The sequence below is a fragment of the Chitinophaga sp. XS-30 genome, assembly GCF_008086345.1.
Lineage (GTDB): Bacteria > Bacteroidota > Bacteroidia > Chitinophagales > Chitinophagaceae > Chitinophaga.
On the sequence record NZ_CP043006.1, the window covers coordinates 1,251,873 to 1,275,506 of the forward strand.

Annotated in this window: 24 protein-coding genes; 16 read left to right on the top strand and 8 right to left on the bottom strand. The window is 49.7% G+C overall.

The genetic code is table 11. The features are described from left to right. Nucleotides 1-297 precede the first annotated feature (297 nt). The 6 genes from FW415_RS05285 to FW415_RS05310 all read left to right on the top strand — a co-directional run bounded on the left by FW415_RS05285 (nt 298) and on the right by FW415_RS05310 (nt 6,459). Nucleotides 298-1,596, top strand: coding sequence for an SUMF1/EgtB/PvdO family nonheme iron enzyme (locus tag FW415_RS05285; RefSeq protein ID WP_246858923.1), 1,299 nt, complete (start codon nt 298-300; stop codon nt 1,594-1,596). Between the two features lie 118 nt (nt 1,597-1,714). After that, complete coding sequence (gldL, locus tag FW415_RS05290) at nt 1,715-2,449, top strand: gliding motility protein GldL (RefSeq protein ID WP_246858924.1); 735 nt, start codon at nt 1,715-1,717, stop codon at nt 2,447-2,449. Between the two features lie 56 nt (nt 2,450-2,505). Then, nucleotides 2,506-4,038 (top strand): gliding motility protein GldM, encoded by a 1,533-nt coding sequence (gene gldM, locus FW415_RS05295; protein WP_148383244.1) that lies wholly within the window; start codon nt 2,506-2,508, stop codon nt 4,036-4,038. A gap of 23 nt (nt 4,039-4,061) precedes the next feature. After that, on the top strand, nt 4,062-5,102 hold the full coding sequence (gene gldN / locus FW415_RS05300; protein WP_148383245.1) for a gliding motility protein GldN: 1,041 nt from the start codon (nt 4,062-4,064) through the stop codon (nt 5,100-5,102). Nucleotides 5,103-5,190: 88 nt separating this feature from the next. Then, the gene (locus FW415_RS05305; RefSeq protein ID WP_148383246.1) at nt 5,191-5,763 is read left to right on the top strand and encodes a Crp/Fnr family transcriptional regulator; all 573 of its coding nucleotides are present in this window, start codon (nt 5,191-5,193) and stop codon (nt 5,761-5,763) included. A 69-nt stretch (nt 5,764-5,832) separates the two neighbouring features. Then, nucleotides 5,833-6,459 carry a DinB family protein gene (locus tag FW415_RS05310; protein WP_148383247.1) on the top strand — a complete coding sequence of 209 codons (627 nt, stop codon included), beginning with the start codon at nt 5,833-5,835 and terminating at the stop codon, nt 6,457-6,459. A gap of 346 nt (nt 6,460-6,805) precedes the next feature. Here the strand turns inward: FW415_RS05310 and uvrC are convergent, their stop codons facing one another. The 4 genes from uvrC to gpmI form a co-directional block, all read right to left on the bottom strand. Next, nucleotides 6,806-8,626, bottom strand: a complete 1,821-nt coding sequence (gene uvrC / locus FW415_RS05315; RefSeq protein WP_148383248.1) for an excinuclease ABC subunit UvrC — start codon at nt 8,624-8,626, stop codon at nt 6,806-6,808. Next, complete coding sequence (locus FW415_RS05320) at nt 8,623-9,222, bottom strand: hypothetical protein (RefSeq protein ID WP_148383249.1); 600 nt, start codon at nt 9,220-9,222, stop codon at nt 8,623-8,625. The genes uvrC and FW415_RS05320 overlap by 4 nt, the downstream gene beginning before the upstream one ends. 145 nt (nt 9,223-9,367) lie before the next feature. Further along, nucleotides 9,368-10,642 carry an LVIVD repeat-containing protein gene (locus FW415_RS05325; protein ID WP_148383250.1) on the bottom strand — a complete coding sequence of 425 codons (1,275 nt, stop codon included), beginning with the start codon at nt 10,640-10,642 and terminating at the stop codon, nt 9,368-9,370. Nucleotides 10,643-10,818: 176 nt separating this feature from the next. After that, nucleotides 10,819-12,342 (bottom strand): 2,3-bisphosphoglycerate-independent phosphoglycerate mutase, encoded by a 1,524-nt coding sequence (gene gpmI, locus FW415_RS05330; protein ID WP_148383251.1) that lies wholly within the window; start codon nt 12,340-12,342, stop codon nt 10,819-10,821. A gap of 223 nt (nt 12,343-12,565) precedes the next feature. Here gpmI and FW415_RS05335 point away from each other — a divergent pair, with 223 nt between their 5' ends. The 5 genes from FW415_RS05335 to FW415_RS25695 all read left to right on the top strand — a co-directional run bounded on the left by FW415_RS05335 (nt 12,566) and on the right by FW415_RS25695 (nt 15,520). Further along, nucleotides 12,566-12,961: a DUF4783 domain-containing protein gene (locus FW415_RS05335; RefSeq protein ID WP_148383252.1), complete on the top strand. Its 396-nt coding sequence runs from the start codon at nt 12,566-12,568 to the stop codon at nt 12,959-12,961. 130 nt (nt 12,962-13,091) lie between these two features. Then, entirely contained in the window at nt 13,092-13,952 is an 861-nt protein-coding gene (gene nadC / locus FW415_RS05340) for a carboxylating nicotinate-nucleotide diphosphorylase (protein ID WP_148383253.1), read from the top strand. Between the two features lie 4 nt (nt 13,953-13,956). Further along, a complete protein-coding gene (locus FW415_RS05345; protein ID WP_168208675.1) occupies nt 13,957-14,844 on the top strand; it encodes a diacylglycerol kinase family protein in 888 nt (295 codons plus the stop codon). An 11-nt stretch (nt 14,845-14,855) separates the two neighbouring features. After that, nucleotides 14,856-15,191, top strand: coding sequence for a translation initiation factor (locus FW415_RS05350; protein WP_148383255.1), 336 nt, complete (start codon nt 14,856-14,858; stop codon nt 15,189-15,191). Between the two features lie 23 nt (nt 15,192-15,214). Then, a complete protein-coding gene (locus tag FW415_RS25695; protein WP_371417058.1) occupies nt 15,215-15,520 on the top strand; it encodes a hypothetical protein in 306 nt (101 codons plus the stop codon). Between the two features lie 470 nt (nt 15,521-15,990). On the opposite strand, the gene FW415_RS05355 is transcribed toward FW415_RS25695, so the two are convergent. After that, entirely contained in the window at nt 15,991-16,563 is a 573-nt protein-coding gene (locus FW415_RS05355) for a KilA-N domain-containing protein (protein ID WP_210420830.1), read from the bottom strand. Between the two features lie 166 nt (nt 16,564-16,729). Next, nucleotides 16,730-17,143 (bottom strand): helix-turn-helix transcriptional regulator, encoded by a 414-nt coding sequence (locus FW415_RS05360; protein ID WP_148383256.1) that lies wholly within the window; start codon nt 17,141-17,143, stop codon nt 16,730-16,732. A 157-nt stretch (nt 17,144-17,300) separates the two neighbouring features. Between FW415_RS05360 and FW415_RS05365 the strand changes: the two genes are divergently transcribed. The 3 genes from FW415_RS05365 to FW415_RS05375 all read left to right on the top strand — a co-directional run bounded on the left by FW415_RS05365 (nt 17,301) and on the right by FW415_RS05375 (nt 18,564). Further along, nucleotides 17,301-17,519, top strand: coding sequence for a hypothetical protein (locus FW415_RS05365; RefSeq protein ID WP_148383257.1), 219 nt, complete (start codon nt 17,301-17,303; stop codon nt 17,517-17,519). 6 nt (nt 17,520-17,525) lie between these two features. Beyond that, a complete protein-coding gene (locus FW415_RS05370; RefSeq protein WP_148383258.1) occupies nt 17,526-18,014 on the top strand; it encodes a JAB domain-containing protein in 489 nt (162 codons plus the stop codon). A gap of 73 nt (nt 18,015-18,087) precedes the next feature. Beyond that, the gene (locus tag FW415_RS05375) at nt 18,088-18,564 is read left to right on the top strand and encodes a hypothetical protein (RefSeq protein WP_210420831.1); all 477 of its coding nucleotides are present in this window, start codon (nt 18,088-18,090) and stop codon (nt 18,562-18,564) included. A gap of 267 nt (nt 18,565-18,831) precedes the next feature. Here FW415_RS05375 and FW415_RS05380 read toward each other — a convergent pair whose 3' ends face one another. Together FW415_RS05380 and FW415_RS05385 are read right to left on the bottom strand one after the other, a co-directional pair. Continuing rightward, on the bottom strand, nt 18,832-19,815 hold the full coding sequence (locus FW415_RS05380; protein ID WP_148383259.1) for an aldo/keto reductase: 984 nt from the start codon (nt 19,813-19,815) through the stop codon (nt 18,832-18,834). Between the two features lie 410 nt (nt 19,816-20,225). Beyond that, nucleotides 20,226-20,966: a biotin--[acetyl-CoA-carboxylase] ligase gene (locus FW415_RS05385; RefSeq protein ID WP_148383260.1), complete on the bottom strand. Its 741-nt coding sequence runs from the start codon at nt 20,964-20,966 to the stop codon at nt 20,226-20,228. Between the two features lie 152 nt (nt 20,967-21,118). On the opposite strand from FW415_RS05385, the gene rsfS reads away from it, so the two are divergent. Beyond that, on the top strand, nt 21,119-21,523 hold the full coding sequence (gene rsfS, locus FW415_RS05390) for a ribosome silencing factor (RefSeq protein ID WP_148383261.1): 405 nt from the start codon (nt 21,119-21,121) through the stop codon (nt 21,521-21,523). A 72-nt stretch (nt 21,524-21,595) separates the two neighbouring features. Beyond that, entirely contained in the window at nt 21,596-23,629 is a 2,034-nt protein-coding gene (gene ftsH, locus FW415_RS05395; RefSeq protein WP_148383262.1) for an ATP-dependent zinc metalloprotease FtsH, read from the top strand. The last annotated feature ends 5 nt before the right edge of the window (nt 23,630-23,634 follow it).

Consider the following 23,634-nt stretch of genomic DNA (forward strand, 5'->3'; position numbering starts at 1 on the left):
TGCGTTTATAGGGTTGACAGTAAAGCATTTAAAGATTCCCCGAAATGGTATTCCGCTGTGGCTAAATACTGAAACGAAATGTTGATTGCATAATAAAATGTTAAAAGTCACGTTTAATTTAGTTACGAAGCACCGTGTAGAAGGCATGAAAAAGTTGGATAAAAACTAACTACGGATTAAAAATAATTATTACATTTGCTATCTTTCTGATAAACAACCAGGTGAAAAGTGTGACTAAAAATGATATCTTGCGCGTGGGCCATTGCATCTGGCAGGTTAAAGAAAAATCGTATTCTAATGAAAGTCACCCTTATGAAGCTTAATTATTGCAGTGGGCTGATGGTTGTATTGCTGCCACTTATCCTGGCGAGCTGCGGTGGTGGTAAAACCCCTAAAAATGCTCAGGGACAGTTGATAGGTGTAAGCCCCAGACCAAAGTACTCCCCCCCCGTACCTTACGGAATGGTATATGTACCATCCGGCACCTTCCACATGGGACCGAGTGATGAGGACGTGAACTACGCCTACACGGCAAGGAACAAGTCCATTTCCATCTCCGGTTTTTACATGGATGCCACAGAGATCACGAACAACGAGTACCGTCAGTTCGTGAACTGGGTGAGGGATTCGATTGCCCACATCCTGCTTGGACATGTAAAGAACGATGACGGACAGGATTATATCGACTGGAAACAGAAGATCGACTGGAAGGATAAGGCTACCTACGAGAAGCTGGATGCGATGATCTATTCCGCGGAAGACCGTTTATACGGCCGGAAGGAGATCGATATCCGCAAGCTGCTGTATCACCAGGAAACTTTCAACTGGGAGAGAGCAAAGCAGCGGGAGAACAAAGATCTTTCCCGCTCGACCTTCATCGAGAAGAAAGACGTGGCCATTTATCCGGATACATTATGCTGGATACGTGACTTCTCTTACGCATATAATGAGCCCATGACGCGCATGTACTTCTGGCACCCGGCGTTTGACGATTACCCGGTAGTTGGGGTCACCTGGCATCAGGCGAATTCTTTCTGCGAATGGCGGAGCAAGTTCTGGGAAGACTACCGGACTTCGAAGAAGCAGTTCACGGAAGACAAGTTCCAGTTGCCTTCTGAAGCACAATGGGAATATGCTGCACGCGGCGGCCGCGAACAGGCGCCTTATCCCTGGGGCGGTTATTATATCCGCAACAAGAAAGGCTGTCTGCTGGCGAACTTCAAACCCGGCCGCGGTAATTATCCGGAAGACGGCGGTTTTTACACCGTACGGGCGGATGCTTACTGGCCTAACGACTACGGGCTTTACAACATGGCCGGTAACGTAGCAGAATGGACGCAGGACATCTTCTATCAGAATGCCTATTCTTTTACTTCCGATATGAACCCTTATCTGAAAATGGACATACCGGATGATGCTGCACCAAGGATGAAACGCAAGGCAGTAAGAGGCGGCAGCTGGAAAGATATCGGTTACTTCCTGCAGAACGGCACCCGTTCATATGAGTACCAGGATAGTGCTAAGTCCTACATCGGCTTCCGTTGTACGATCGCCTTCCTCAGCAGGTCCAAGAACGATTTTAACAAAAGAAAATAGGAAAATAGCTAATCTCTGGCGATGAAAAACCTCCAGTAAAAATCACAGATCATGGCAAATTTGAAACGAGCTTTTTACCTTTTAATCACCCATAAATATTAAATTTTAACCTATGGCTATGAATCCTAAAACAGCAAAATGGCTTAACTTCTTTGTATGTATCGGCGCTTGCGTCGTGATCATCGGAGCATTGTTCAAAATCCAGCACTGGCCCGGCGCAGACGTTGCGCTGATCGCAGGCCTCAGTGTGGAAGCCGCAATCTTCTTCGCATACGCATTTGTTCCGTCTGACCACGGTCCGGAAGCACCTCCCGCAGCAGTTGCCGCTGGTTCTCCCGCACTCGCCAATATGGACAAAATGCTCCAGGAAGCAGACATTACACCCGTAAATCTTGCACGCCTGAGCGATAATTTCAGCAAACTCGGTTCAACCGTAGATAAAATGCGCGACATCAGCGATGTGGTTGCCGCTACCGGCGATTATACGCAGAAAACGCGCGAGGCAGCCACTGCCATTGGTTCCGTAACACAGGCATATACCAATGCAGCAGCAGCGGTAGCTACTTTCAATAACGCGTCAGAATCTACCCGCAGCTTCCACGAGCAGGTGCAGTCCATGACCAAGAACCTGGCTTCGCTGAATGCGATCTATGAACTGGAACTGCAGGATACCAATAACCACCTGAAAGCAATGAATGGTTTCTACAGCAACCTGCTCTCTGCTTCACAGGCAATGTCCGGCAGCGTGGATGACGCCAAGAAAACGCAGGAGCAGATATCGCTGCTGGCCCGCAACCTTGGCAACCTGAACACGGTTTATGGTAACATGCTTACGGCCATGCAAGGCAGATAAGGTAAAGCTAATAGTAACAGAAACAAGAGACTTTCATTTAAAACTTGTAATTCACTATGGCATTACCCAAAGACCCCAGGCAGAAGATGATCAACTTCATGTACCTGGTGCTGACAGCGATGTTAGCGTTGAACGTATCCGCCGAGATTATTAATGCATTTGATATTGTAAACGACTCAATAAAAACTTCCAATAATTCTATTGATAGCAAAAACAGCATTACATATAACCAGTTCGCCAAGCTGATGTCTACGGATGCCGCGAAAGTAGGCCCGTTGAAAACAAAAGCCGACCAGGTGAAGAAACTATCCGCAGCTGCGGTAACATACATAGATTCGCTGAAAAGCCAGATCATCGCTGCGAGCGGTGGCCTGAATGAAAATGGCGAGATCAAGAAGAAAGATCACCTGGATGCCGCCACCCATGTGATGGAAAATGAAAAGAAAGGCCCTGAACTGCAGGCAGAACTTAAAAAACTGCGAAGCAGCATGCTGGCGCTCGTCAACCCGAAAGACAGGGATGCTATGGCCGCACAGTTGCCGCTGCAGGTGGAAGAGCCGCCTGTAAAGAAAGGGTCCGTAAAGAAGAACTGGACAACTTACCATTTTAACATGGTGCCCACCATCGCGGCTGTCACCATCCTTGGCAAGTTCCAGAACGATATCAAGAACTCTGAATCCATGATCATTGACAAACTGCTGAAAGAAGTATCGGAAGACGATTTCGTGTTCGACCAGCTGGATGCCTTTGTTTCATTGAACTCAAAGAACTTCACGGCCGGACAGACGCTGACCGCTACCGTGGTGATGGGCGCTTACAGCAGCACCGTGAACCCTACCATCGTAGTGAACGGTTCGCCGGTGCCGGCTACCGCGGGTAAAGGGGTGTATTCCCTGGAAATAGGCAATGCGCTGGGTGAGCACACGATCTCCGGTACTGTACAGCTGACAAAGCCTAACGGTGAAGTGATCAACAGGCCATTCACGGAAACGTACAACGTAGGGGCATCCGCCACCTCCATTTCCGCGGATAAAATGAATGTACTGTACATCGCCCTGCAAAACCCGATCTCGATCTCCGCGGCCGGTGTGCCTGCAGAGAAGATCCAGGCATCCATCAGCAGCGGATCGCTGACAAAGACTGGCCCCGGCCGGTATCTGGCCACAGTAAGCTCAGGTACCAAGGCAACGATCAGTATCTCTGCAGAAGTAGATGGCAAGATGAAGGACCTCGGCGCTAAAGAGTTCCGTATCAAGAATATTCCTGACCCGATCATGAAAGTGGGCTTCAACAAAGGTCCCGGCATGAAAGCGGCAGAATTTAAAGCACAGGGCGGCCTTCGGGCTGATCTGGAAGACTTCCTGTTTGAAGGGGTAAAGTATGCTGTGGTAGGTTACCGCATGGGTATTGAACCGAAAGGCCGTGATTATATCGAAGGTGACGCCACCTCCGAATACTGGCCCAAAAACCTGACAGGCGCGATCCAGTCCATCAAGCCGGGCGACAACGTTTACTTCGATAACATCAAGGTAAAGGGTCCGGATGGCAGAGTTCGCTCTATGCAGAATATCAATTTCAAGATCAATTAACGAAACACATTAATTACTGGGTTATGCGAGCAGTAATATTAAAAAGGCTTAGTTGGAGCGCGTTTCTGGCGGTAGTGATGATATCCACCGCAGATGCACAATCCCGGCGTCGTGGCAGTACCACACCAGCCAATGAACCGGCGTCCCAGGAAAGCGCCCCGGTCACCAATCCGGCTACCGGCAATCCTGTACAGGTACCAGCCCCTCCTCCGGGAACAGATCCTTCAGGCGTGGCGCCCTCCCTGCGTCAGGACGGCGTTGGCACCCCGGTGGACACGCCCCGCAGGTCCCTGCGCATAGACGGTGTTTCCGAGAGAAGTCCGAACCGCGATCGTGTGCCGATCACTTATGATCACATCCGCGAAGACGACAAGTTCTGGGAAAAACAGATATGGCAGGTGATCGACGTGCGCGAAAAGATGAACATTCCCTTCCAGTACAATGTGGAAGACGAGAATGGCATCAACCAACTGCTGATCAATATTCTGCTCGAATCTATCAAGAACCAGGAGGTGGAAGCCTTCAACCCGATCGATGACCGTTTCAGCACACCGATGCCTTACCAGGAGATCATGACCAGGCTGACGGGAGAAGTGAGGACGGTACGCAGCATAGACCCCGTAACCGGTGAAGAAAAACTGGTGGAAACAAGGGATGAATTCAATCCCGAGACCATCCGGCAATACAAGATCAAGGAAGTATGGGTGTTCGACAAGGAAGCCTCTGCATTGAAAGTGCGTATCCTGGGCATTGCGCCCATGGTAGCCCGCCTCAATGACGATGGCTCCGTACGCGCCTCCATGCCCCTGTTCTGGGTATATTATCCTGATCTGCGCCCAATCCTGGCCAAATACGATGTGTACAACCAGAATAACGACGCCGCAACGATGACCTGGGAAGACCTTTTTGAAATGCGCTTTTTCGCCAGCTTCGTTGTGAAGGAAAAGAATGCCTTCAACCGCGAGATCCAGCACTACATTAAAGACGGTGTGATGCGCCTCCTCGAAGGTCAGGCCATCAAAGACAAGATCTTTAACAAGGAGCAGGACCTGTGGGAGTATTGATCTGCACAACAACGTTCAAATCCTGTTAGCAATAATGAAAAGCTGCCTTCCGCATGGGAGGCAGCTTTTTTTATGATTATCTTGCGTTATGCAAATGCTCCGTTCCGCCATAGATGCCGTGTTGCCCTTCCCGGAGGAGGAATGGGAAGCCATGGCGGCCTGCTGGCATCCGGTGTCTTACCGGCGCAAGACGGTGATTACGGCGGCAGGGGATGTGGAGCGCTATGCCTACTTTGTAACGGAAGGAGTCCAGCGCGCTTTCTGCCTCGCGGAAGGTGACCGGGACGCAACGCTGGTCTTTTCCTATACCGGTTCATTTGCCGGTATCATCGATTCCTTTTTTCTTCAGCAACCTTCCCGGTATTATTTCGAAACGCTGACCCACAGCGCATTCCTTCGTGCCTCCTATGCGGATATCCGCCGGTTGATGGACACCTACCCCCTTATTGCCAGATGGGTGCACCTCTCCACCATGTATGCCATGGCCGGCATGATGGAACGGCATATCGAGGCCCTCACCCTTGGCGCTGAACAGAAGTTCCGGCGCCTGCTCACCCGCAGCCCCCACGTACTGCAACTTATTCCGCATAAATACCTCGCGTCCTACCTCGGCATCGATCCCGCCACTTTCAGCAAATTGCTGGGAAGCACCCGCCTGTAAGAAATCTTGGCGGCGGCAAAGATTTCCGGCAGAAGGATACGATAGCTTTGCAGTAGAAAAATAAAAAGCATGCCCTCATTCAACAGCCATACATTGCTGCAGGCCCTGCACCAGGATGTCAGCGCCTTGCTAAACGAAACGCACACACGTTTTCGAGCCGTTAGCGAAACCATTCTGCTGCAGCAGCCCGCGCCGGGAAGCTGGAGCGTAGCGCAGTGCCTGGATCATCTCAACGGATACGGCCGTTATTATATTCCCCGGCTGCGCGAGGCGATCGCCGAAGGGGAACAGCGGCAACTGGAGGCCAGACCGGTATTCCGGAGCAGCTGGCTTGGCAATTATTTCACGAACCTGATGAAGCCGGAAGCAGACGGCTCCCTGCGCGGGAAGATGAAGACGCCTAAAGATCACCGGCCGGCACCGCAACCGGACGCAAAAGCGGTGATCGCGGAATTTGTCAGCCAGCAGGAACAATTGCAGGAATTGCTGACCCGCGCACGTAATGTTGATATCCGGCGGCTGAAGGTGCCGATCTCGTTAACGAGATTCATCCGGCTGTCCGCCGGTGACACCTTCCGGTTCCTGATCGCACATGAACAAAGACATATATTGCAGGCAGTGCGGGCATTGCTTGTTGTAACAGGAAAATCGCCCACTGCGGTATCAGTGCAGTCACTTTCCGGCAACGCCCGCTAACATTACAAACAGGCTGTAAGCTGCTCCTGTCGCTCGTTCCGGCAGGAGCTTTTTTATTAACCGATAACAAATACTTAACAACTGTTAATCAGTTGGAATATTACTTTAGTGAAGGAAACAGCTAAAAATTGTCGCTGCAACAACAAAGAAGATTCCCGGTATTATCCGGTTTCCAAAATAAATCTGTGTCTTTTAATGGTTAACTTGGGGAAAGGAGCCTGGTTCTCAAACCGGGCTCTCTTATTTTACATGAGCGTTGACTGAACCTCGTGTAAACGCTGGAACAACTATATTTCTCTCCCGGATTTCTCCATAACACATGGTGTTCGAAAGCATTAACAACTAATTATGCCTCTTCCGTTCCGTTCTCATGAAAATGTTTCCATACCAGTTCGGCTTTGCGTTGTCCCACTTCTTTCACCAGTTCCTCCATTGACAGTTGTTTGATCTTGTTAACAGAGCGGAAGGCCTGTAATAATTGCGTAGCTGTGCTCTCTCCAATGCCTTTAATACTTTCCAGCTCATTTTTGAATGTGCCTTTGCTGCGTTTCTGCCGGTGAAAAGTAATGCCGAAACGGTGCACTTCGTCCCGGATGCGGCGGATCAGTTTCAGGCTTTCACTGTCGTATGGCAGTTTAATGCTCTCCTTGTCACCCGGAAAAAATATCTCTTCCTCGTTTTTGGCGAGGCCCACCACCGTCATGCTGCCAATGAGGTCCAGTTTGCGGATGCTCTCCATGGCGGCGCCCAGTTGCCCCTTGCCGCCATCGATCACCACCAGCTGAGGCAGTGGCTGCTGTTCATTCCGCAGGCGGCTATAACGCCGGAAAACCACTTCTGTCATAGAGGCGAAGTCGTTGATCCCTTCAACTGTTTTGATATTGAAATGCCGGTAGTCTTTTTTGGAAGCCACACCATCTTTGAACACCACGCAGGCGGAAACGGGATAGCTGCCCTGGAAGTTGGAGTTATCGAAGCATTCGATATGTACCGGCAGCTCGGAGAGTTCCAGGTCCGCCTGCAACTGGTACAGCACTTTTTTCCGTTCTGCATCGCTCTTGCCTTCCAGGTGGAGGATCTTTTTCTTGTGTAGCTCTTCGCGGAAGTAATTGACATTTTTGGTGGAGAGGTCCAGCAGTTTCTTTTTATCACCACCTTTGGGAATGGTGACGGCCACCCCTTCTTCCGGATACGCTACTTCAAACGGCAGTACGATCTCGCGGGCGAGGCTGTTAAACGCTTCACGGAGATATGCGATGGCATACTGCATCACTTCTTCGTCCGATTCCTCCAGTTTCTTTTCGAGGGTCACTGTTTTGGTATCGGCAATTGTGCCGTTCAGTACCCGCAGGTAGTTCACATAGGCAAAATTCCCTTCACTGAGAATGGTGAATACATCCAGGTTGCCCACCCGGGAGCTGACGATGGTGGAACGGGCCTGGTATGCCTGCAGGCTTTCGATCTTTTTCCGCTGTATCTCCGCTTTTTCAAACTCCATATTGGCCGCATGTTCCTGCATGCGTGCCCGGAAAATATTCAGCACCGGGGACAGGTTGCCCCGCAGGATCTCCTTCACCTGCTGCAGCCCGTCCCGGTAATCCTCTTCCGTCTGCAGTCCTTCGCAGGGGCCTTTGCAGTTGCCAAGATGGTATTCCAGGCAAACCTTGAATTTGCCCCGCTGGATGTTATGCGGACTGAGGTTCAGGTTGCAGGTGCGCAGGGGGATATTGTAACGGATCACTTCCAGTACCTCCCTCACACGGCCCACCGAAGTAAAAGGCCCGAGGTATTCCGAGCCGTCTTTGATAATGCGGCGGGTCAGGAAAACGCGGGAGAATGGCTCGTGTTTGATGACGATGAAGGGGTAAGTCTTGTCATCTTTCAGATTGATGTTGAAGCGGGGCTGGAACTGTTTGATCAGTGAATTTTCCAGCAGAAAGGCATCCTGCTCCGAATCCACGATGGTGAATTCGATATGATGGATCGTTTCAACCAGCTTGCGTGTTTTGAAATTGTCGTGGTGCTTCACGAAATAGGAGCTGATCCGTTTGCGGAGGCTTTTGGCCTTTCCGATGTACAGCAGTTCTCCTCCCGCATCGAAATATTTGTAAATGCCGGCCTGAACGGGCAATGTATGGGCTATCTGTTGGAACTCCGCGGCTGTCATATCTTGTATGTTGACGGGTAGAAGAGCGCTTCCACTTCCATATGCTCCGGTTTCATGAAGATGATCTGCTGGAAAGTGCTTACCCGTAATGCTTTATTTCGTTCGTAAAATACTTCCTGTTCATACCGGTACATCAGGTTGCGGGTGTGGGAACTGACCTGTGCCGTTTTGATGCGGCCCCGGTTGTCCACGTCCACGATCAGCTGATAGGGCCAGGTCTGTTTGCCCAGTGAGCGGATAATAAAAGTGGTATCGCTGCTGAACTGGTTGGCGATGGTGTCCGTCCTGTAGCCGTCTGCCAGGGAAGGTTTGCTGACATCGGCATCCATCAGCGGACGGAACAGCGCTTCCAGCGCCGTGCTGTCCGTTACCATGCTGGAATCCTGCTGTCCGTTGATCCGCACGACCTTGCGTATTTGCAGCCCTTGCGCCATCAGCCGCGCCATCTCCTGCCGGTAGTAACCGTCTGGTGTACGGTAGCTGGTATCCAGCTGTGAGGGTTCCGGTGTGCCGGGATCCACAATATTGCAGCCCGCCAAAATCAGGCAACACAGCAACATTGAACGGAGAGACCCTGATAAATCGCATTGTTCCATATCAGCAAATTTAATGGCGAATCCACAATCATCACATAAAAAATAATGCGCCGTGAAAACGGCGCATCTGATGCATGAGCAAATCTGTCGAGAGCACTAAAAAGGTCTGGCTATTAAAAGCCGGTATGGTAAAGCCCTGAGGCTGTTATTCCGCGTTTTTTACATTGATCTTGCTGAGCAGCACGGGGTTGCTCATATTTTTATAATCATATTGATATATCCCGTTTACAGCGCTGACGATCAGCCCCTGATTATAAGGGATCACATCATATGCATTAACACCTTCCACCAGTTTGGTCGTTTTGATCTTCAGCGGGTCCGGCGCATCGAGGAACCGCAGGCCATGCACGCCTTCACAGATGAAGAGCTTCCCGTTGTCTATTCCCAGGCCATGCGGGTTTTTCATCTGGTAGGTAGCCAGTTTCACCGGATTGTCCACATCCGCAACATTGAACACCTGCAGTTCATTGAACGTACCGGCGCAGGTGGTGCCTGTCCGGAGCGTTACGTAAGCGGTAGTTCCTTCCACCACTACCGGGTCGCAGGCGGTGAAGTGGGTAACGGTGGAGCGTTTGGCCGGGGCTGCCGGGTTGTCTATATCGTAGATATACATCGCATTGGAACTGCCGATGAAAAGGTATTCGCCATACGGGAATATCGTTTCAATAGCCCATCCGATCTGTTGTTCGCCTTTGAATGCCGGATCGGCGGAGTTGCCGAGATCGAATGCTTTCAGCTGTGAATAGTTCACCGTGTACAAATGGTCTTTCGCAATGGTGAAACGGGCCATGGAACCACCTTTCCCGGTTCCTCCACCGCTGTTGCTTTTCAATGCGGAGGCAAATGACTGCGCGCTGGCGTCAAACATCATTTCCGGCCACGTTTGTGCGCAATCGTAATTGTATGTAGTATCCCGGGAGGTATATCCCACGATCAGGCTGTCCTGCTGCGCATAGTGGTATCCTAATACCAGCCCCTCCGTGGTGGTGGGATAATTGATCACTCCGGGAATGCGTTTTTCCACCCGAACGTCCAGCGGATTGCTGATATTGAACACCAGCAGATCGCTGTAACTGTCTGCATACAGATAATTACCCTTTACCGCCATGTCAATGTTACCGAGAATGTTGATGAAAGACACCGGCTTCGGCGCCGCCGGATCACTGTTGTCGATAACGTGAATGCCTTTGAGCACCTCATTCACAAAGAGATATTGATCTTTTACGTATATCTTCCCCGCCTGTTCAATTTCCACTGGTGCTGTTGACATAGCGGAGGCATAATATTCTTCCATCGACATCCAGATGGGCGTAAAGATCTTGGTTTGGACGGTCCTGTTGCACTTTTCCTTCACACATCCGCCGAAAGTCATTACAACAGCCAGCAAGGCTATTGGTATCGCAAACATTGACGTACGCATAGGGGTGGATTTTGGAAGTAGAACGGGAGGCGTAAGGGGAAAGTTACAGGGAGGCTAAAAATTAAGGGGCCCCGGCAGTAAATTGACTGTTCCGCGGAGTTGTTCCGGAGGAGAATTGCCTTGCCGGAGTGCGGTGAATTTACTGTCGTGGCCCCTTGAAGAAAGCGGGATATCGTTTATACCAGTACGTTGCCGGTCATTTCTTTCGGTATGGGCAAGCCCATGAAATGCAGGATGGTTGGCGCAAGATCACCCAGTTTGCCATTTTTTACCGGCCCTCTGAAATCGGCGCTGATAATGAAGAACGGCACGAGATTCAGCGTGTGCGCGGTGTTGGGGGTTCCGTCCTCATTCACCATATAGTCCGCATTGCCATGGTCCGCCGTGAGGAATACTACATAATTGTTGAGCAGGGCAGTCGTTACAACTCTTGCTACGCAGGCATCTACGGTCTCAACAGCTTTGATGGCCGCCGGCCAGATACCGGTATGGCCTACCATATCAGCATTGGCGAAGTTCAGCACTACAAAATCGGCCGTTTTTTGTTCCAGTTCAGGGATGATCATATCCGTCAGTTCGGGAGCGCTCATTTCCGGCTTCAGGTCGTATGTAGCTACTTTGGGAGAAGGCGCCAGCAGGCGTTTTTCTCCAACGAAAGGCGTTTCACGGCCTCCCGAGAAGAAGAAGGACACATGCGGGTATTTCTCCGTTTCGGCGATGCGGATCTGTGTTTTGCCATTTTTCTCCAGCACCTCGCCCATGGTCATCACCAGGTTATCGTTCGTGAAAATCACATGTACGCCACGGAATGATTTGTCATATTCCGTCATGGTCGTATAGTGGAGGGCCAGCGGCTGCATGCCGGCTTCCGGGAAGGCTTCCTGTGTGAGTGCTTCGGTGATCTCGCGGCAGCGGTCTGTGCGGAAGTTGAAGCAAAGCACGGCATCGCCTTCGTTGATGGTGGCAATGGGAAGGCCCTGGTCGTTCACTGCAATAACGGGTTTGATAAATTCATCCGTCACCCCTTCCGCATAGGAAGCTTTGATGGCCATCGGAATATCTTTGGTGGGCGTGCCTGTGCCATGCACCATGGCATCGTAAGCGAGTTTTACCCTTTCCCAGCGCTTGTCCCGGTCCATGGCATAATAGCGGCCGGTTACGGAAGCGATGCGGCCGGTGGTCTGCTGCATATGCAACTGCAGGTCTTCGATATAGGCCAGTCCGCCTTTCGGGTCCGTATCCCGCCCGTCCGTGAATGCGTGTACAAACACTTTCTGCAATCCACGTTGATGTGCAATGCTGATCAGCGCTTTGAGGTGATTGATGTGGGAATGCACGCCGCCATCGCTCACCAGTCCGATGAGGTGGAAAGCCTTGTCGTTTGCTTTGGCATAGTCCATTGAGGCCAGCAGAGCGGTATTGGCCGCCAGTTCACCCGTACGGATGGCCACATTGATGCGCTGCAGTTCCTGATATACGATGCGGCCCGCGCCGATATTGAGGTGACCTACTTCGGAGTTGCCCATCTGGCCTTCCGGCAGCCCCACTTCCTCACCGCAGGTAACGAGGGTAGCATGCGGGTATTGATGATATAAACTGTCTACAAAGGGAGTATTCGCACTTGCGATAGCGTCTGCGGCGGGAACCAGCCCTTGTCCCCAGCCGTCCATAATGATCAGGATCGCTCTTTTGTTTTCCATACTTGTCCGTTAAATACTTGATGATTGAATCGAAGGGTGAAATTAATCAACAAATCTGTTATGTATAGCACTTTAGTTTAATTTCACATGCCGGTAATTTATTATATCTTAACCCCCGCATTTGTAGCACAATAATGTGATTTAGCTTGATCATCAACAATTTGGCATAGTTTTCGCCATTCTTGCAGTTGATAAAAGTATAATTCGACTTAAACAACGGATAATGAAAAAGTTAATCTTTGGGCTTGGGGTTTTGTTAGCATGTGGTATGTTTACGGCCTTCACCCTGATGGCCGGACCTTTTGAGGATGCCGTCAGCGCCATTAAGAAAGGAGACGCTGCGGCCCTGGCCAAAATTCTGGATAATACCGTGGAAATCAGTATGCACGGAAAATCCAATTCCTACAGTAAAGCACAGGCAGAGATCATCCTGAAGGATTTTTTCAGCAAGAACACGGTAAAATCTTTCGAGATCATTCACAAGGGTGGTCAGGAAGGCGGTTCACAGTTTGGCATCGGCACCCTGGTAACATCAGGCGGCAACTACAGGACCTCGTTTTTCCTTCAAAAGAAGGGCAACACATTAGTATTGAATGAATTAAGATTCGAAAATAAGTAACGGAAATTAGCTTGGACAGATGGAATTTGAAAGGCCGCACTGAAAAGCGCGGCCTTTTTGCTGGCCATCGGTGCATCTGTTGTTGAACTTAATAAGTAACTTGGCGCATTATTTCAAACCAGCAGTTGATATGATACAGAAAGAAGCATTGACGGACTTTATCAGCAGTGCGCTGAAAGAGGATATTGGCAGTGGGGACCATACCACGCTGGCATCCATTCCCCCGACGGCGCGCGGCACCGCACGGCTGAAAATAAAGGAAAACGGGGTGCTGGCCGGTATGGAAGTGGCGGAAGCCGTTTTCCGGTATCTGGATATGTTCACTGTTTTCAAACCGTTCAAGCAGGACGGCGACCTTATGCAGGCAGGAGAACCCGCCTTTGAAGTGGAAGCAGCCGTGCATACCCTCCTGATGGCAGAGCGCCTGGTGCTTAACTGCATGCAGCGCATGAGCGGCATTGCCACCCTCACCAGGCAATACACCAACAAACTCGCCGGATATCATACTAAAGTGCTGGACACCCGGAAGACCACGCCCAATTTCCGCATGCTCGAAAAAGAGGCCGTGCGCATTGGCGGAGGCGTGAACCACCGGATGGGCCTGTATGATATGATCATGCTGAAAGACAATCATATTGATTTCTGCGGGGGCATCACCCCGGCTGTTAACAATGTGGTGACTTACCTGGAACGCAACGGTATGAACCTGCGCATAGAAGTGGAAGCGAGGAATATGGAAGATGTGAAAGAGATCCTGGAAGTGGGGAAAGTGCATCGCATTATGCTGGACAACTTTACACCGGAGCAGATTCCCGCGGCGCTTGAGCTGATCGGCGGTCGCTGCGAAACGGAAGCGTCCGGCGGCATTAACCTGGAAAATGTGGAGGCCTATGCGAAAACGGGGGTAGACTTCGTTTCTGTCGGCGCCATTATTCACCATGCCGTAAGTCTTGACCTGAGCCTGAAAGCCGTTACCCATCCCCATAAATAAAGCCTTGAGGAAAATACTGATCATCATCAACCGCAAAGCCGGTACAGACCGGGAAAAGCGATTGGGCGCGTCCATCCGTCAGCACCTCCCATCTCCCGGGTTCTCCGTGGAAACCACCTATCTGCAATACCTCGGGCATGGTACGGACCTGGCGCGGGAAGCCGTAAAGCGGGGCGTAGATACCGTGGTGGCCGTTGGCGGCGATGGTTCTATCAACGAGATCGCGCAGGGCTTGCTGGGTTCCGGCACGGCGCTGGCGATTGTGCCGCTGGGCAGTGGCAACGGGCTTGCCCGGGCGCTGAAGATCCCGCTGGATGCGGGGCTTGCACTGGCAGTCATTGCTGCGGGCCATAGAAAGCCGATGGATGCGGGCTTTGCAAATGAACATCTTTTCCTGAGTAATGCAGGCGTAGGTTTTGACGCACTGATCGCCGACCGCTTCCAGCATAGCAGAAAACGCGGACTGATGAACTACGCGCGGCTGGTGATCGGCGGGTTCGCCTCCTATCGCCCCGCCCGATACAAGATCAATACAGACGGTGCCCAGCGCGAACAGAAAGCCTTTCTGATGACGGTAGCCAATGGCAATCAATTCGGTTACGAATTCAAGCTGGCCCCCAAAGCCAGCGTACATGACGGCCTGCTGGATGTATGCCTGGTGCCGCCGCTGCGGTTCTTTGACCTGCTGCCGCTGAGTTTCTTTTCGCTCCGCGGGAATATCGACCAGAGCCGTTATATGGAACATTTTACCGGCAGGGAAATTGAAGTCAGCAGCGATGAATTATCCTGCCTGCAGGTAGACGGCGATGCCGTGCCGCTCACCAATGGCAAAACAGTGTATTTTCGTGTTGCGCCCGGCGCATTACAAGTGATCGTTCCTGCTGAACAATAAAAAACAGTGTTATGAGCAAGAAAAAACATTCCTCCTCCAGCGGTATTGTATATTCTACTGACCCGAATTTTTCCTATCCTGAAGCAGCGCGCCGGGATCAGGACACACTACCTCCCGCACAGCAGCAGCTGAAAGTAACGCTGGATAAAAAGCAGCGCGCCGGCAAAACCGTTACCGTTGTAGACGGGTTTATCGGTAAAGATGCCGATCTGGAAAAGCTGGGCAAGGAATTAAAAACAAAATGCGGCACCGGCGGAAGTGTGAAGGATGGATTCATTCTGATACAGGGCGATTACCGGGAGAAGGTGATGAAGTGGTTGGGGGATTGGGGGTATAGGGTGAAGTGATGGGGTATATTTTTTATATGCAGATGAATCCTGAAATAGCAAAACCGGCATTATCGCGTCGTGGTTTTTGGGATGTAGACCTGAAACGACTTGATTTTGATCGTTACCCTGATTTTACAATCGTCAGGGTAATGGAGCGGGGTACGTCAAATGATATCAGGGAAATCATACGTTATTACGGCAGGAAAAAAGTTTGCGCTACCGTTACTAATTCCGAACGTCTTTTACCAAGAGCCCAGGTAATTTCCCGCCGGCTCTTTCATCTTCACAATAGCGATTTCAAATGCTTCACCGCGAAATCGCAGGTGATGAATTATTCTAGATATTGATCAGATCAAAACGCTCAAAACATTATTGGAGAACAAGGGGCTTAACCGGTAATTCCGCAGCTGACCGGGCATCGTTTTCGCCTTCGGGAATGATACAAATACCCAGCGCATCTTCCAGCTTGGTGATGGTTTCCAGCGTCAGGTTTTCGTGCCCTTTTGCAATTTTATTGATCTACTGCGGCGATATGCCCATCTTTGCCGCAAGATCTTTTTGCGACATCCCCTGCGCCCTTAATGCACCCATCACCTTTACGGTAATTGTTGATTGATCGCAGCGTCTCTCATCATTTCGTACCGTTCTTTCTTGCCGATTCCCTGTCTGATCCAAACTGCATTAAGGTTTTCAAGATTGGAAAGGACTATAAGACGATGAGTGTCGGCACAATCTCTTATCGTTTTACGTTCGTATGCTTCTTCAGGGTATTGTTCTCTCCATTGTTTTGCAGTGAGACCGAACACCGCTAAATTTATCAAGTCCGCCTCTTCAGCGTATATGTACACATCATTTTTTTGGGGTGTGTCCCCCAGGGAATGAGTTTCTCTTTTATAGCATCGGTATGAATCCTGTAGTTTGTAGCCGCTAAACTTCTTCTAAAGTTCCATTCCAGATGATGCGCATTACTTTCAATTTCTTTCAGCCGTTGAAACTCTTTTATTAAGTATAACTTAAACGCCGGACTTATCCATGTGCCGAATTCAAAGGCAATATCCTTGTGGGCATAAGTCCCTCCATACCTGCCTGTTTTTGCAATAAGCCCAATAGCATTTGTTTTTTCAGTCCATTCTTTTACGCTTATTTTATAATTATTTAATCCAGCTTGACTTTTAATTATGGCAGATTCGCCATAATTAAAATCAGGGTTATTGATTGATTCCCATATGCTTAAAAATTCAACAGTATTCCTGTTCCTAAGCCAGTCGGATATAAAAAAATCCCCTTCCTTGGCTTTAAGCATATCAGTTATTGATATATAGTCATCGTTGTTATAATCAACAACGCGTATAGTAGTATTATTTACTATTATTTCTCTTTTCTTAGCCATTTATCTCACGATTAATTGTCTTTCTTTAAGAAAAATGCTGCGTGATTTAACTATTTTCTCAATGACAGGCTGTATGATTGCGGTTGAAGTATTTGGTATAACAATGGTTTTATCTTTCTGCTTTATTGGGCCAATGCCAAATTGGAGTTTGGTCTTTCAGGGATGGCTACTGTTGAGTTTGCTTGCCTTGCATCATTTCAATTTTCTCTCTTTCAGCAGTAAGCAGACGCTCGTATAACTCTACTAATTTTTCAAGCGGGTTAAAGGTGAAAGTCGGATAATGACTGTAAAGACCATTGAGGCCATTCGAAATGGCGTGATCATTAAAAGTGTTATTGATAATGCTGATCGCAGCTTCCTCACTAAAATTCCTTATCGCTTCCGCCGGAACTTTCAACACATTCGCTACCTGTTCCAACAACTCCGGTTCAATGCTCTCTTTTGCTTCAAGCAAAGAAACTTTTTTTTGCGTCCAGTCATCGCCCAGTTCATCGGCAAGCGCCTCCTGTTTGATACCGAGCATTTCCCTGAAACGCTTTACGTTCCTGCCTTCGTGTACGGTTTTGTTTTGTGTTTCCATGTTAAATGATTTGTACAAATATAAAGGTATAGCCAATACGAAATCATCATCACCACAGAATATTTTAGTACTGAACAGAATGGGTTATTCACAGCATGACATATAGCTTCGCTTCCCGAAATCATGAAATATTTTGTTAACCGAAAATGTGTTTATCATGTGCAGCAACAAACTCTTTAAGCTCTTCGAAGGCTTCGTTTTACTGGCTGATGTATTCCGCGATCTGATCTGTAAAAAATTAAAATGGTCGCCTTCCGATTTTTATTTTCACTTGCATCATCCGGGACATCTTCGCAAAAAGGAGATCAGGAAAATTTGCAAGATCGCTAAAATGCTGCTGGCCGATATGCTCAGCAGCCATCCTAACCTTAAATGAAATACCATGGAAACATCATCGATCCTTATCCCGGAAATTGAATTGACCTACAAGCCTTCCCGCCGGCTATCCTCGCTTCCCGAAGTAACAGAACCTGAAGATGCCTACAAATTGTTCACAGCTTCCTGGGCGCGGGATAAACTGGAATTTGTTGAACAGTTTAAAGTCATGCTGCTGAACAACGGAAACCGTCTGCTGGGCATATGCCAGCTGTTCACCGGCGGCGTTCGCAGAACGACCATTGATATTAAACTGGTAATGGTTACCGCTATCAAAACATCTACGCAAAAAATGATCGTTGCGCACAATCATCCCGGAGGATCGTTGCTGCCAAGCGATGCGGATATTATTTTAACACACAAACTTCTTAGAGCCGCAAACATATTGGACATCGATTTGCTGGATCACCTGATACTGTCCGCCGAGGGCTATTATTCATTTCTTGAACACGGGAAAATGAACAGAAATGAACCATTCCTCACCATTAATGAATAAAATGGTCGCTTTCCGTTTCGGGCGAATATCTTAATATTCAGTTTTTAATCATTAACCCTAAATATTTCTACACATGAACAACCAGATCGCGTTGGACATTCCTGCAGAAACCATCCAGCAGGTGCAGGAAAAACTCTCAGAGGCCCGTCAACTGCTGGAGCCATTCCTTATCTCCCTCACCAACGATCAGCGGCGGACAACGCCCAAAATGGGAGACAAAACCCTGCCCTTTGTAACAAAAGTGCTGGAGTACAGCAGGAGCAATCCCACGTTTGTGCCTCCGTACATGAACATTCCGGAAATGGAAACAGATGTGCAGGCAGCGGAAGTACTATTGGGCATGCTGCGCAGTTCCGAACAACTGACCAGTAACCTGGATGATACCGTTATGCTCAGCGGCAGCGAAGCATATATTGCGGCACTTGGTTACTACAATGCTGTGAAACATGCTGCTAAAAGCAACATCCCCGCAGCTAAAGTGATCTATGAAGATCTTCGTAAACGTTTCCCGGGACGTCCCCGGAAGGATGGGTCGGACAACGGGGAATAGCCTTCCCCAAGCACTGAAAAATCCTGATCGGAGCTGTTTCCGGTCAGGATTTCTGCATTTAAGGGCCCTTTTAATACCTATGGACTTCCAAAAAGTCCCTCGAAGGGGGTAAAAAGTACTTCCGAAGTACAAAAAGGTACTTTCGGGGTAGTAAAAAGTGCTTCCGAAGTACTTTTTAATGCTGCAGGGGAGGAAAAAACCAGTTCCGAGCTACTTAAATACCCCGCAACAGTACTAAAAGGTACTTCCCAGGTACTTTTGCCCCGCCTATTTGTTCACCAGCTTCAACGCTCCCTCGGAATACCGTTCTCCGCTCACACTATACCCGGCCATCAGCGTTTCTATTTCCTGTACATCGGAGGGGGAGAGCTGTATATCCGCCGCCGCGGCATTTTCCTGCAAATATTTCCTGCGCTTGGTACCGGGTATGGGAATGATATCATCCCCTTTGGCCAGCAGCCATGCAAGGGAGAGCTGTGCTGCCGTGCATTGCTTGCCGGCCGCCATTGTCTCCAGCGCTTCCACGATCTTCAGATTATTGGCGAATGCTTCTGTCTGAAAGCGGGGAAGCCCCCGCCGGAAATCGTTCTCTTCCAGCTTGCCCAGGTCTTTCACCGCACCGGTCAGCGCCCCCCGCCCAAGCGGACTGTAAGGCACAAGCGCGATATCCAGTTCGCGGCAGACGGGCAATATCTCCTTTTCTACGTCCCGCACCCAGAGGGAGTATTCGCTTTGCAAGGCCGTAACGGGATGCACGGCATTGGCTTTCCGGATGGAAGCCGCGGAGGCTTCAGACAGGCCGAGATACCGCACTTTCCCCTCTTTCACCAGTTCCGCCATGGCGCCCACGGTTTCCTCGATAGGCACATTCGCGTCTACCCGGTGGGCATAGTACAGGTCGATGGTTTCCACGCCCAGCCGCTTCAGGCTGGCTTCACAGGCTTGTTTGAGATAAGCGGGGGAGCCATCGATATAAGTGCTGTTGTCATCGCGGTAGCGGAAGCCGAATTTCGTGGCGAGGAAAACATCCTTACGCCGGGTGGCAAGCACTTTGGCCAGCTGCAGCTCATTCTGGCCGTTGCCATACATATCGGCGGTGTCCCAGAAATTGATGCCCAGGTCGAGGGACAGCTCCAGTGTGGCCTGCGATTCCGCATCGTCCCTATGGCCATATGCATGGGCCATGCCCATACATCCCAGCCCGATGGCGGATACTTTTTCACCTGATTTGCCTAAAGTTCTGTATTGCATCGTAATAGGATTTTAGTGATACAAAGGTACCGCCGGAATAACTGCGGCTATTGTGCTGATCAAACAATTACTTGCAAAATTCAAAAGGTTTCCCTCAAATTGCAACAACTGTTGCAATTAATTTTTTGGATAGTTTCAAAAGAATGGCCATCTTGTAACCCTCCATTTATTGACCAAGATGCGGGATAATTCCCATTGCTGGCGTTTTTGGAGAAGCTGAACGTTTGTCTTTACAATTTCCACTTCTCCAGAAGCCAGTTAAATTAACTGGCTTTTTGCTTGCTCCTTTACTAACACAACTGACCCAACGCCAACCAACCCGCATGTACTATTTTACCACGTTTTGCTAAACGTTTACCTTGTGTTCTCCTTGGGTTGGGCTTGTGTTGAGGCAAAGTGCTAATCCGGCATCACTTCACCATCACAAATTCCACCTCTCCGAACCCCAGTTCCAGTACTTCCCCGCTTTTTTCCAGGCACAGCCGCCCATCGGGCAGCACATCCCGGATCACTCCGGAAAAGATATCGCCATTCATTTTATACAATCCCGGCTCATTGAACCGGTAGAGGCAGGACTTGTATTCTTCCAGCCAGTCGCTGAAAACAGCCGGATGCAACCGACTATGCCTTTCTTCAAGACAGTTGCAGAGTTCCCGCGCCAGCGCCAGGCTATCCCAGGTTCGGCCGGTGATCTGCCGCAGCGATACGGGATTGACCAGATCTTCCGGAAAGCGGACAGTGTTAATGTTAATGCCCAGCCCTGCGATGGCATATTGCCAGATATTCCCGCGCAAAACGTTCTCAATGAGGATGCCACCTGCCTTTCTGTCACGCCAGTAAATATCATTGCTCCACTTGATACGGGTTTCATCGCCGGCGTAGCGGGAAAAGAAATCATAGGCGCCCAGTGCAACGGCTACGCTGAGCATGAATTGCTGCTGAAGGGTCAGGGCTGGTTGCAGCACGGTGGTTAACATGATATTCTCACCGGGAGCGGAATGCCATGACTTGCCGCGTTGTCCTTTCCCGGCCGTCTGCTCCATGGCGAACCAGGTACTGCCGTCTGCCACTGGCCCGGCATTCACCTGCCCCATGGCATAGTTATTGGTGCTATCAACAGAGCTCAGTATATGAAATGGGTAACCTATCACAAATCCATTTTAAAGTCCGGAGAACAAAGTAAAGGATTTTAACAATTTTTTACCGCTTCATTCGTCCTCATACTGTGAAGCAGCGATGATATTTTGACGCTGGTTTAGTAATTTTGAAGATTAAAGATTATTTTTAACAAAAACAGCATTTATTGGCACCCTTAACCATTCTAAATTCCAGGAAAAAGGCGGTAACCCGCGTTAACAGGAACAGCAAGATATTTACTACCATCATAAAGGCCATCCAGGATAAAAAGGGAGAAAATATTGTTTCCCTCGATCTTCGCAAGATCCCTGAAGCTGTAGCTGACTTCTTTATCTTATGTGAGGCCAATTCCAATACTCAAGTTAAGGCAATTGCAGACTTCGTGGAAGAGGAGGTGAAAAGGAATACGGACGAGACGCCCTACAAACATGAAGGGTTTACCGCCCAGCAGTGGATATTGGTTGATTATGTGAACATTGTAGTGCATATTTTTATCCCCGAAACCCGCAAGTTTTATGGGCTGGAGGAGATGTGGAGCGATGCCGGGCGTATGGAACACCTTGAAAACTGAACAAAACCCCCGGTTTTGTATTAATTATTTGTATAAAAAGACAACACTCACTCGTAAAGGAGCGAAAGAATCATGGAAAAAGGAGGCAACAACTATAACAAGGGATCCGAAAAATCTCCGAAAAAAGGCCCTAAGTTCAATATATACTGGGTCTATGCCTTCATCGGCATAGCTCTCCTGGCAATGAACCTGTTTGAATTCAAGAGCCCCACCAAAGAGCTCAGCAGCTTTAAGGAATTTCAGCAGAAATTCCTGCAGACCGGAGATGTGGAAAAACTGGTGGTCGTGAACAAGAAGATCGTGGAGGTGTACATCAAGAAGGACAGATTGAACGATCCCAAATATGAAGAAGTGTCCAAAGGCCGTTTTGGCGCACAGAATCCCGGTCCGCACTATCAATTCACAATCGGTAGTGTAGAAAGTTTCCAGAAGGAGCTGGACAAGGCACAGGCGGATATGCCGCTGGAAGATCAGATGAACGTGTCCTATGCGGACCGCCAGAACTGGTTTGATCCGCTCATGCAGATACTGCTGCCCATCCTGCTGCTGATAGGCATGTGGGTATTGCTGATGCGTAAAATGGGCGGCCCTTCCGGCGGAAGCGGTGGCCCCGGCGGCATCTTCAACATCGGAAAATCAAAGGCTACATTATTCGACAAAGGCACCCGCGTGACCATCACATTCAACGATGTGGCCGGTCTTGATGAAGCCAAAGTAGAAGTAATGGAGATCGTGGATTTCCTTAAAAACCCGAAAAAATACACCGCCCTCGGTGGCAAAATACCCAAAGGCGCATTGCTCGTTGGCCCTCCCGGTACAGGTAAAACCCTGCTGGCTAAGGCTATGGCCGGGGAGGCACAAGTGCCTTTCTTCTCCATGAGCGGGTCCGACTTTGTGGAACTCTTCGTAGGTGTAGGCGCCAGCCGTGTGCGCGACCTGTTCAAACAGGCCCGCGAAAAAGCGCCCTGTATCATATTCATAGACGAGATCGATGCCATCGGCCGCGCCCGTGGCAAGAATGTGATGATGAGCAACGACGAACGCGAAAACACCCTCAACCAGTTGCTGGTGGAAATGGATGGTTTCGGAACAGACAGCGGCATCATCATCCTGGCCGCCACCAACCGTCCGGATGTGCTGGACAGCGCCCTTTTGCGCCCCGGCCGTTTCGACCGCCAGATATCGATCGACAAACCGGATCTCAGCGGCCGTGAGCACATTTTCAAAGTGCACCTGAAACCGATTAAAACTTCTCCCAATCTCGATATCCTGAAACTCGCCTCCATGACCCCCGGTTTTGCCGGAGCGGACATCGCGAACGTCTGCAACGAAGCTGCCCTCATCGCAGCGCGTAAAGGCAAGAGCGAAGTGGAAATGGAAGACTTCAACGATGCTATCGATCGCGTGATCGGCGGTCTCGAAAAGAAGAACAAGATCATTTCCCCCGAAGAGAAAGAAGTGATCGCATACCACGAAGCCGGCCACGCCATCTGCGGCTGGTACCTGGAACACGCGAACCCCCTGGTGAAAGTGACCATCGTACCGCGCGGCGTTGCAGCGCTTGGCTATGCCCAGTATCTCCCGAAAGAGCAATACCTCTATAATACGGAACAGCTGCTGGATGATATGTGCATGACCCTCGGCGGCCGTGCCGTGGAAGACCTGGTATTCGGCAAAGTATCCACCGGAGCGCAGAACGACCTGCAGGTGATCACCCGCATGGCCTACGCCATGGTGACCGTGTACGGGATGAACGAAAAGATCGGGAATGTATCCTTCTATGATCCGAACAGCGATCAGGCCTTCACCAAGCCGTATTCAGAAGAAACGGCCAAGATGATAGACCATGAAGTACGCCTGCTCATAGAAAAAGCATACAACCGTACCAAAGCCCTCCTGGCCGATAAAATGGATAACGTGAAAATGCTGGCGCAGGAACTGCTGAAGAAGGAAGTATTGTATAAAGATGACCTGGAAAGGCTTATCGGCAAACGCCCTTACGATACGCACAAAGAACATCAGGTGCCGAAAGAAGGCATGACCACTGATGGCGTGCATCCTTCCGATATCATCAATCCTTCACCTGCCAACGTTATTTCAGAATAGGATTG